Genomic DNA, 9,225 nt, shown 5'->3' with positions numbered 1-9,225 from the left:
CGGACGAGGGCACCGTGCCGGACGTCGCGCCCGCGCCGCGCGGTGCGGCGGAACGTTCCGGATCCTCGGCGACGGCCGAAGCCGCCGCCCGCGCCTGGCCGTTGGCCCCGGTCCTGCGGAACGCCCCGGCACCGCCGAAGGTCTTGGCACGGGCGGAGCGCTGCTCCTGCTTGTGCCGCCGCACCGGGACCGCGCGGTGTGCGCCGGTGGTGTGCGTGTGGTGGTCGCGCCTGCTGCTCATCACCCGGAGACGGTAGGCGGGCGATGCATCCACTGCGGACCAGGTTGCCCAGGTTTAATCCTTACGGGTGACCATCTCCCTCGAAAGGGGACGAACTGCTTTACGGAGGTCACCGCCGGGACGCCACGCACGAGTGACCCGGCGGGAACGGGCAGCGCGCTTGGGCCAGTTGGGACCGGCCGGGACCCATGGCACCGGTCGGCACCGGCCGGCACCGGTCGGCAGGGCAGATACCGGCTGCCCCGGCCGAGGCCCCGCACCGCGGGCTCCCCGCCTCGCTGTCGGTGCCCCCGTCTACGGTGGCGTCCATGGCTGCCCGCAAACCCTCCGCCAAGGACCGCCCCACGTACCGCTGTTCGGAATGCGGCTGGCAGACGGCGAAGTGGCTCGGCCGCTGTCCCGAGTGCCACGCCTGGGGCACCGTCGAAGAGACCGGCGGCGCCCCCGCCGTGCGGACGACGACGCCCGGCCGCGTCTCCGCGTCCGCGCTGCCCATCGGCGAGGTCGACACCACCCGGGTCGCCGCGCGCGGCACCGGCGTCCCCGAGCTGGACCGGGTGCTCGGCGGCGGGCTGGTGCCCGGAGCGGTGGTGCTGGTCGCGGGCGAGCCCGGCGTGGGCAAGTCGACGCTGCTGCTCGACGTGGCGGCGAAGGCGTCCGGTGCCTCCCACCGCACGCTCTACATCACCGGCGAGGAGTCCGCGGGCCAGGTGCGGCTGCGCGCCGACCGCATCGGCGCCGTCGGCGACCACCTCTATCTCGCCGCGGAGACGGACCTGTCCGCCGTCCTCGCGCACCTGGACGAGGTGCGGCCCGGCCTGCTCGTCCTGGACTCCGTGCAGACGGTCGCCTCCCCCGAGATCGACGGCGCCGCCGGCGGTGTCGCGCAGGTCCGCGAGGTCGCCGCGGCGCTGATCCGGGCCTCCAAGGAGCGCGGCATGTCGACGCTGCTGGTCGGCCATGTCACGAAGGACGGTTCGATCGCGGGGCCGCGGCTGCTGGAGCATCTCGTCGACGTGGTGCTGCACTTCGAGGGCGACCGGCACGCACGACTGCGCCTGGTGCGCGGAGTGAAGAACCGGTACGGGACGACCGACGAGGTCGGCTGCTTCGAGCTGCACGACGAGGGCATCACCGGACTCGCCGACCCCTCCGGGCTGTTCCTCACCCGGCGCTCCGAGCCCGTGCCGGGCACCTGCCTCACGGTGACGCTGGAGGGACGGCGCCCCCTGGTCGCGGAGGTGCAGGCGCTCACGGTCGACAGCCAGATCCCCTCCCCGCGGCGCACCACGTCCGGTCTGGAGACCTCGCGGGTCTCGATGATCCTGGCGGTCCTGGAGCAGCGCGGCCGGATCAGCGCGCTCGGCAAGCGGGACATCTACAGCGCGACGGTCGGCGGCGTGAAGCTCTCCGAGCCGGCCGCCGACCTCTCGGTCGCCCTCGCCCTCGCGAGCGCCGCGAGCGACACCCCCCTCCCGAAGAACCTCGTCGCCATCGGCGAGGTCGGGCTCGCCGGCGAGGTGCGGCGGGTCACCGGGGTGCAGCGCCGCCTCGCCGAGGCCGCGCGCCTCGGCTTCACACACGCGCTCGTACCGGCCGACCCCGGCAAGGTCCCCGACGGAATGCGGGTCCGCGAGGTCGCCGACATCGGCGAGGCGCTGGCGGTGCTGCCCGTCCGCTCCAGGGCGACGGGCGAGCTACGGGAGGGTGCGGCGGCGCCAGCGCAGTAGGGTGCCACGCGCGCCGCCGGTAGACTTTGCCCCGGTCCCAGCCGTACGCACGAACGACCGAAGGAGTGCCGTGGCAGCCAATGACCGGGCAGCAGCTCCCGGCAGGACCGGTGGGGGAGGATCCGGTGCCGAGGGCCTGATGCGCGCGACGCTCAGCGCGGTGGCGCCCGGTACGGCCCTGCGCGACGGCCTGGAGCGGGTCCTGCGGGGGAACACCGGCGGACTCATCCTCCTCGGCATGGACAAGAACGTCGAACCGCTGTGCACCGGCGGCTTCGTCCTCGATGTGGACTTCACCGCGACCCGGCTGCGCGAGCTGTGCAAGCTGGACGGCGCGCTCATCATCGACAAGGACGTCACCAAGATCGTGCGTGCGGGCGTGCAGTTGGTGCCGGACGCCTCGATCCCCACGGAGGAGACGGGCACCCGGCACCGCACCGCGCAGCGGATCTCGATCCAGACCGGCTATCCGGTGGTCTCCGTCAGCCAGTCGATGCGGCTGATCGCCCTGTACGTCGACGGGCAGCGCCGCGTCCTGGAGGACTCGGCCGCGATCCTCTCCCGCGCCAACCAGGCCCTGGCCACGCTGGAGCGCTACAAGCTGCGGCTCGACGAGGTCGCGGGCACGCTCTCGGCCCTGGAGATCGAGGACTTGGTGACGGTCCGCGACGTCTCCGCCGTGGCGCAGCGGCTGGAGATGGTGCGCCGCATCGCCACGGAGATCGCGGAGTACGTCGTGGAGTTGGGCACGGACGGGCGGCTGCTCTCCCTCCAGCTCGACGAGTTGATCGCGGGCGTCGAGCCCGAGCGCGAACTGGTGGCCCGCGACTATGTGCCGGAGCCGAGCGGACGCCGCTCCCGTACGGTCGGCATGGCCCTCAGCGAACTGGACCGGCTCACGCACTCCGAGCTTCTCGAACTGCCCACGGTGGCGCGGGCGCTGGGCTACAGCGGCGCCCCCGAGACGCTCGACTCGGCGGTCTCGCCGCGCGGTTTCCGGCTGCTGGCGAAGGTGCCGCGGCTGCCGGGCGCGGTCATCGACCGGCTCGTCGAACACTTCGGCGGTCTGCAGAAGCTGCTCGCGGCGAGCGTCGACGATCTGCAGACGGTCGACGGCGTGGGCGAGGCAAGGGCCCGTTCGGTACGGGAGGGCCTCTCGCGGCTCGCGGAGTCGAGCATTCTGGAGCGCTACGTCTAGGACGTACGGAACTGAGACGTACGGGAGCGAGACGTACCGGGCCGAGGTGACGGCGCGCGGGACGGAGACGCCCGCCCCCTTCCGCTTCCGCTACGTCAGTTCGAAGGAGGCGTCGAGCTTCTTCAGCCCCTTGACGTCCACCTCGATCTCGTAGTCGCCGGAGTCGACCGAACTCTTCGACGGCGTACCGCAGTCGGCCGCGCTGGGCTCGCGGTACCAGGTGAAGGTGTGCACCGAGGTCCCGCTCGCGGGGACCTGGTAGAGCGCGGGCTTCTCACCGCGTACGCAGTCGTCGGAGGCCCAGATCTTCTTGCCGTCGGCGTCCTTGATCGTCACGACCGACGCCTCGCGGCCCAGGTCGAGCTTGCACGCGGTGCCGCGCTTGTTCTTCGCCGTCAGCTCGAACTTCGGCTTCTCCTTGGCCTTGTACTCCTTGTGGACACTGCGCAGCGACACCGTGACACCCGAGCCGCAGCCCGGNCCGCCGGTACGGCCGCACCGCCCGCCGAGCCGGAACCGGAGCCCGAACCGCCAGAGGCGCTGCCGCCCCCCGCACCGTCGCCGCCACCGCCGGAACCGGACGCACCCGAGGAGCCAGAACCGGAGGAAGCAGAACCGGACGAACCGCTGCCGCCGGTGCCGGGCTGCCAGCCCGAGCCGCCGTCGGAGCCGCCGCCCGGACCCCCGGCACCACCGTCGTCCTCGCCGCCCGAACCGCCTTCGGAGCCGCCGCCGTCCGTCGTCTCGTCGCGCCCGCCGGGGCGTCCGGGGACCGTCGGGCCGGATTCCGTGGGGCCCGGGGTGATCGTGCTGACGGGCGGCTTGTTGTCGTCGCCCTTGCCCTGGTTGCCGCTGTCACCGCCGCCCAGGCCGAACGCCCAGACCGCCAGGAGAACCAGCAGCGCCACGACGACAAGAGCAACTGCCCTTCTGCGCCAGTAGATGGAGGAAGGGAGAGGGCCGATCGGATTACGCAGTGATCCCACGCGGAAACCTTACGAGACAACTGCCGCGCCACAGCCCGGTACCCGTCGCACGATGCGGCAACTTTTATGATGAACGTGCGGATACGCCGTGATCGAATCGCGAAAACCCCGCACACGCACGGCGCATCGGCTGCTGTGACGCTCCATGAGCGGACCTCCGCACCCCGCTCCCGGCGCCAACACCCGCCCGCAGCCTCCGCGTTCAGGCCCGCCGTCCTCCGCACCACCGCCGTACGGCTCCCCTGCCGACGGCCCGTACGGCTGCCCGTAAGACCACATACGCCAACGCCCCGCACGGCGAAGATCACGCGTCCGTGTGCCGCGATCTCGCCGACGCCGACGCCCACTTCGCGCCCCACGGGCCCAACTCGCCGTCCCGGCCGGGGCGTCACCTGCGCGTGAGTCCGCACAGACGTCACCCGTCGCCCTGTGCGTCGCGTTTCTCGGGCGGCTGCCCCCGTGTCAGGATCGGTCCTGCCATGACTGCGACCACCGAGACCGCACCCCCCGAGCCCGAGCCCGGCCACGACGCGGCGGAGAGCACCGGCTCCGTCGAGCAGACCGCCCGCGCACTCCACTCACCCGTCGTCGAATGGTTCGACGCACACGCCCGAGACCTTCCCTGGCGCCGCCCCGAAGCGGGCGCGTGGGGCGTCATGGTCAGCGAGTTCATGCTGCAGCAGACGCCCGTGAACCGGGTGCTGCCGGTGTACGAGCAGTGGCTCAGCCGCTGGCCCCGCCCCGCCGACCTGGCCGCCGAGGCGCCCGGCGAGGCCGTACGCGCCTGGGGCCGGCTCGGCTATCCCCGGCGTGCTCTGCGGCTGCACGGCGCCGCGGCCGCCATAGCGGAACGGCACGGCGGCGACGTGCCGAAGGAGCACGCACAGCTTCTGGCGCTGCCCGGCGTCGGCGAGTACACGGCGGCGGCCGTGGCCTCCTTCGCGTACGGACAGCGGCACGCGGTCCTGGACACCAACGTCCGGCGGGTCTTCGCACGCGCGGTCACCGGCCGGCAGTACCCGCCGAACGCGACCACCGCCGCCGAGCGCAAGCTCGCCCGCGCGCTGCTCCCCGAGGACGAGCAGACCGCGGCGCGCTGGGCGGCCGCCACGATGGAGTTGGGGGCGCTCGTGTGCACCGCGCGCGCACCCTCGTGCTCGAAGTGCCCCATCACCCATCTCTGCGCCTGGCAGCTCGCGGGCTGCCCCGAGCACGTCGACCCTCCGCGCCGCACCCAGACCTACGCCGGTACGGACCGGCAGGTGCGCGGCAAGCTGCTGGCCGTGCTGCGCGAGGCGGTCACGCCGGTGCCGCAGGCCACGCTGGACCGGGTCTGGAACGACTCCGTGCAGCGGGCCCGCGCGCTGGACGGGCTGGTGGCCGACGGTCTGGTCGAGCCGCTGCCCGGCGGGGTCTACCGGCTGCCGATGACCTGACCCGACGCTCCTCGTACCGGCCCGGTCAAGGGCCGCATGCAGACCCTCTTTCCGGCCGCCGCCGGTGCTCCGGCACCGGCGGCGTCGCCGTGTCCGTGCCGCCGTCAGCCCGCGGCGCCGTCCTAGCCCTCCTCGCCCTCCTCGACGCAGCCGCTCCAGGGCTTGCTCATGTCCAGCCCCTCCTGCTGCCACTGCTGCGTGAGCGAATACCAGTTGCCGGACGGGTCGCGGAACAGCGCCTCGATTCCGTACGGACGCTCCTGCGGCTCCTGGACGAACTCGACGCCCTTCGCCTTCAGTTCCGCATACGTCGCGCGGCAGTCGTCCGTGGCGAAGACGCCCGCCCCCAGCGCTCCCTTGTGCACCAGTGTCTCGACGGCCTTCTGCGACTCCGGGTCCAGGCCGGGTCCGTCCGGGCGCATCAGCGTGAGCTGGACCTCGGGCTGGCCGGGCGGGCTGACGGTGATCCAGCGCATGTCGCCCATGTGCAGGTCCATGCGTTCGGTGAAGCCGAGGGTCTCGACGAAGAACTTCTTGTCCCGTTCCTGGTCGGTGGTCCAGACGGTGACGATGGACAGACTCTTGATCACGGTGTGCTCCGGGTGGTCGCGGTGGACGGGGAGTGGACGGGGAAGAGCCGTGGGAACGCGCTGCTCCCGGCTCTGCCCCGGCTGTCGTGTCACCGTCTCAGAGCGGCCTGGCCGGTGCTTCTCCGTTGTTGCGCTCCTCCGGGGCGCCCTTCGGCTCGTCCTGCGGCGCGGGGTGCTGACGTTCCTTGAAGCCGCCGGTGAAGAGCATCGCGTAGCAGCCGGGGATCATCGCCGCGGCCCGGCGCACATGGCGTCTGCGGTAGTCGCTCGGGCTGGTGCCCGTCTGCTTCTTGAAGCGGGCGGAGAAGGTGCCGAGGCTGGTGAAGCCCACGGCCATGCAGATCTCCGTCACCGAGAGGCCGGCCGAGCGCAGCAGCTCCTCCGCCCGCTCGATGCGGCGGCGGGCGAGATACTGGCCCGGCGACTCCCCGTAGGCGGCCTTGAAGGCGCGGACGAAGTGGTAGCGCGAATAACCCGCGTACGCCGCGACCGCGTCCAGGTCGAGATCCGGGTCCGCCCAGTCGCGGTCCATGGCGTCCTTGGCCAGGCGCATCGCGCGCAGCCGCGCCATACCCGGGGTGTTCATGCCGTCAGGCTGCCACACGGGACCGACACCGGCGCCGGTCCCGCTCCCCCTCCGTGCGGGTCCGGCCCGGCGCCGTCCCGGTCAGACGCCGGCGACCGGTTCGGCGGCGGCCTCCTCCTGCGGTGCCTGGCTGCCGTCCTTGAGCGGCACCTCCTTGACGAACAGCGTCGCGACGAAGATCAGCAGCGCCGTCGCCGCGGCCGTCAGGAAGACCAGATGGGTGCCGTCGGCCACCGCGTACTCGTACGCCTCCCGCACCGGTGCGGGCAGTCGCGCCAGCGAGGCCGCGTCGAGCTGGGCGGGCGTACCGCTGCCGCCGCCGGATCCGCCGCCCGCGGCCTTGGCCGCCGCGCCCGCGCGCTCGGCCATCGTCTCCCGTACGCGGTCGGCGAAGAGGGTGCCCATCAGGGCGACGCCGAAGGAGCCGCCGATCGTACGGAAGAGGGTGGTCGTGGACGAAGCCACGCCCATGTCCTTCAGCTCCACGCTGTTCTGCGCGATGAGCATCGTGAGCTGCATCAGGAAGCCCATGCCGGCGCCGAGCACCGCCATGTAGAGCGCCGAGGTGACCCGGCTCGTACCGACGTCGAGCTGCGCGAGCAGGAAGAGCCCGACGGGGATGAGGGCGCCGCCGATCAGCGGGTACGCGCGGTATCTGCCCGTACGCGTCGTGGCGCGGCCCGTGGTGACCGAGACGACCATCATCGGCAGCAGCACCGGCAGAAGCAGCAGCCCCGAGTTGGTGGCCGAGGCGCCCTGGACGCTCTGCTGGTAGAGCGGCAGGAACGTCATCGCGCCGAACATCACGAAGCCCAGCAGAAAGCCGATCACGGTCATCAGCGAGAAGTTCCGGCTGCGGAAGACGCCGAGCGGCAGCACGGGTTCCGCGGCCCGCCGCTCCACGACGAGGAACGCCGCGACCGAGGCGACGGCCAGCACGGAGAGGCCGAGGATCTGCGGCGAGGACCAGTCGTACTCCGTACCGCCCCAGCTCGTGACGAGGACGGCGGAGGTGATCCCCACCGTGAGCAGCGCGGCCCCCGCGTAGTCGATGCTCCCCTGTGCACGCCTGCCGGGCAGATGCAGCAGCGTGACGACCATGAGGAGCGCGATGCCGCCGAGCGGGACGTTGATGTAGAACGCCCAGCGCCAGCCGAGGTGGTCGGTGAGGGTGCCGCCCACCAGCGGGCCGCCGATCATGGCGAGCGACATCACGCCCGCCATCATCCCCATGTACTTGCCGCGCTCACGGGGCGGCACCAGCTCGCCCATGATGGCCATCGCGCCGACCATGAGGCCGCCGGCGCCGAGGCCCTGCAGGGCGCGGAAGCCGATGAGCTGGTCCATGCTCTGCGCGGCGCCCGAGGCGACCGAGCCGGCGAGGAAGACCACGATCGACGTGAGGAAGACGCCCTTGCGCCCGTACATGTCGCCGATCTTTCCCCACAGCGGTGTGGAGGCGGCGGTGGTGAGGGTGTAGGCCGTCACGACCCACGAGAGATGCTCCAGGCCGCCCAACTCCCCCACGATCGTGGGCATCGCGGTGCCGACGATCATGTTGTCGAGCATGGCCAGCATCACGGCGATCATCAGCGCGAAGACCGACATCCGCACGCTGGGGCCGGGGCTGCCGGTCCCTTCTCCGGCGGGTGCCGCCGCCGTTCCTGCGCTCATTCCGCTTCCCCGTTCCCTTACTTGACGCCCGGCTAGTTGAGTAGCATGAGCAACGTAAGACGCTACTAGCCGGGCGTCAAGTAAGTTTTTCGGAGGACGAGGAGCCGGCGCTCATGAGCAGGGGCAACACACGGCAGCGCATCCAGGACGTCGCGCTGGAGCTGTTCTCGGAGCGCGGTTACGAGAAGACCTCGCTCCGGGAGATCGCCGAACATCTCGGCGTCACCAAGGCCGCGCTGTACTACCACTTCAAGACCAAGGAAGACATCGTCATCAGCCTGTTCGAGGACCTCAGCCGTCCCTGCGACGAGCTGATCGCCTGGGCCCGCGAGCAGCAGCCGGGACTGGAGACCAGGCTGGAGGTGCTGCGCCGCTACAGCGAGGTGCTGCACGACGCGCACCGCCTGCACCGCTTCATGCAGGAGAACCAGGCGACGATGCGGGAGCTGAGCATCGGCGAGTCCTTCAAGGAACGGCTGGTGGAGCTGCTCGACATCGTGCGGCTGCCCGGCGCGGACCTGAGCGATCAAGTGCGCTGTTCCGCCGCGCTGTTCACCATGCACGCGGGGATGTTCACGCTCCAGGGCATCGAGGGCTCCCAGGAGGACAAGCGCCGCGCGGTCCTCGAAGTCGCACAGGATCTGCTGACGACGGCGCACGGCCGGAACGGGGAGCGTACGGACGCCGCCGCGGCGGGCGAGCCCGGCTGACGGCCGGGAGCCGGAGGGTCCGCCTCCGCGCACGTCCGTCGACCCGTCCGCCTGTACATTCCGCGCATTCCGCG

General features: G+C 71.9%; 9 protein-coding genes. 4 read left to right on the top strand and 5 right to left on the bottom strand.

The window, feature by feature from the left end:
* The coding region (locus AN218_RS15595; RefSeq protein ID WP_171908690.1) for a hypothetical protein at positions 1 to 244 on the bottom strand (244 nt) is incomplete at its 3' end.
* 305 nt (positions 245 to 549) lie between these two features.
* Between AN218_RS15595 and radA the strand changes: the two genes are divergently transcribed.
* Complete coding sequence (gene radA, locus AN218_RS15590; protein ID WP_070017491.1) at positions 550 to 1,971, top strand: DNA repair protein RadA; 1,422 nt, start codon at positions 550 to 552, stop codon at positions 1,969 to 1,971.
* 70 nt (positions 1,972 to 2,041) lie between these two features.
* Entirely contained in the window at positions 2,042 to 3,169 is a 1,128-nt protein-coding gene (disA, locus tag AN218_RS15585; RefSeq protein WP_070017490.1) for a DNA integrity scanning diadenylate cyclase DisA, read from the top strand.
* A gap of 90 nt (positions 3,170 to 3,259) precedes the next feature.
* Here disA and AN218_RS38260 read toward each other — a convergent pair whose 3' ends face one another.
* Positions 3,260 to 3,625, bottom strand: a complete 366-nt coding sequence (locus AN218_RS38260) for a hypothetical protein (RefSeq protein WP_244900468.1) — start codon at positions 3,623 to 3,625, stop codon at positions 3,260 to 3,262.
* Between the two features lie 1,009 nt (positions 3,626 to 4,634).
* Between AN218_RS38260 and AN218_RS15575 the strand changes: the two genes are divergently transcribed.
* Positions 4,635 to 5,591 (top strand): HhH-GPD family protein, encoded by a 957-nt coding sequence (locus AN218_RS15575; protein ID WP_070017489.1) that lies wholly within the window; start codon positions 4,635 to 4,637, stop codon positions 5,589 to 5,591.
* A gap of 122 nt (positions 5,592 to 5,713) precedes the next feature.
* Here AN218_RS15575 and AN218_RS15570 read toward each other — a convergent pair whose 3' ends face one another.
* From AN218_RS15570 to AN218_RS15560, 3 genes are all read right to left on the bottom strand, one after another.
* Entirely contained in the window at positions 5,714 to 6,181 is a 468-nt protein-coding gene (locus tag AN218_RS15570; protein WP_070017488.1) for a VOC family protein, read from the bottom strand.
* Between the two features lie 97 nt (positions 6,182 to 6,278).
* Positions 6,279 to 6,767: a helix-turn-helix transcriptional regulator gene (locus tag AN218_RS15565; protein WP_244900467.1), complete on the bottom strand. Its 489-nt coding sequence runs from the start codon at positions 6,765 to 6,767 to the stop codon at positions 6,279 to 6,281.
* 81 nt (positions 6,768 to 6,848) lie between these two features.
* Entirely contained in the window at positions 6,849 to 8,441 is a 1,593-nt protein-coding gene (locus tag AN218_RS15560; protein ID WP_070017486.1) for an MDR family MFS transporter, read from the bottom strand.
* Positions 8,442 to 8,554: 113 nt separating this feature from the next.
* Here AN218_RS15560 and AN218_RS15555 point away from each other — a divergent pair, with 113 nt between their 5' ends.
* Positions 8,555 to 9,151 (top strand): TetR/AcrR family transcriptional regulator, encoded by a 597-nt coding sequence (locus tag AN218_RS15555; RefSeq protein WP_070017485.1) that lies wholly within the window; start codon positions 8,555 to 8,557, stop codon positions 9,149 to 9,151.
* Positions 9,152 to 9,225 lie beyond the last annotated feature (74 nt).

It is taken from the genome of Streptomyces nanshensis (assembly GCF_001751255.1).
Classification (GTDB): Bacteria; Actinomycetota; Actinomycetes; order Streptomycetales; family Streptomycetaceae; genus Streptomyces; species Streptomyces nanshensis_A.
Note: the sequence above shows the minus strand (reverse complement) of the source record. Positions and strands in the feature narration are given on the sequence as shown.

What these genes read in the sequence shown, in the direction of transcription:
- AN218_RS15575 (WP_070017489.1), top strand. Translation starts at nt 4,635, where the DNA reads ATGACTGCGACCACCGAGACCGCACCCCCCGAGCCCGAGCCCGGCCAC.
- AN218_RS15565 (WP_244900467.1), bottom strand. Translation starts at nt 6,767, where the DNA reads ATGAACACCCCGGGTATGGCGCGGCTGCGCGCGATGCGCCTGGCCAAG.
- AN218_RS15555 (WP_070017485.1), top strand. Translation starts at nt 8,555, where the DNA reads ATGAGCAGGGGCAACACACGGCAGCGCATCCAGGACGTCGCGCTGGAG.
- radA (WP_070017491.1), top strand. Translation starts at nt 550, where the DNA reads ATGGCTGCCCGCAAACCCTCCGCCAAGGACCGCCCCACGTACCGCTGT.
- AN218_RS15560 (WP_070017486.1), bottom strand. Translation starts at nt 8,441, where the DNA reads ATGAGCGCAGGAACGGCGGCGGCACCCGCCGGAGAAGGGACCGGCAGC.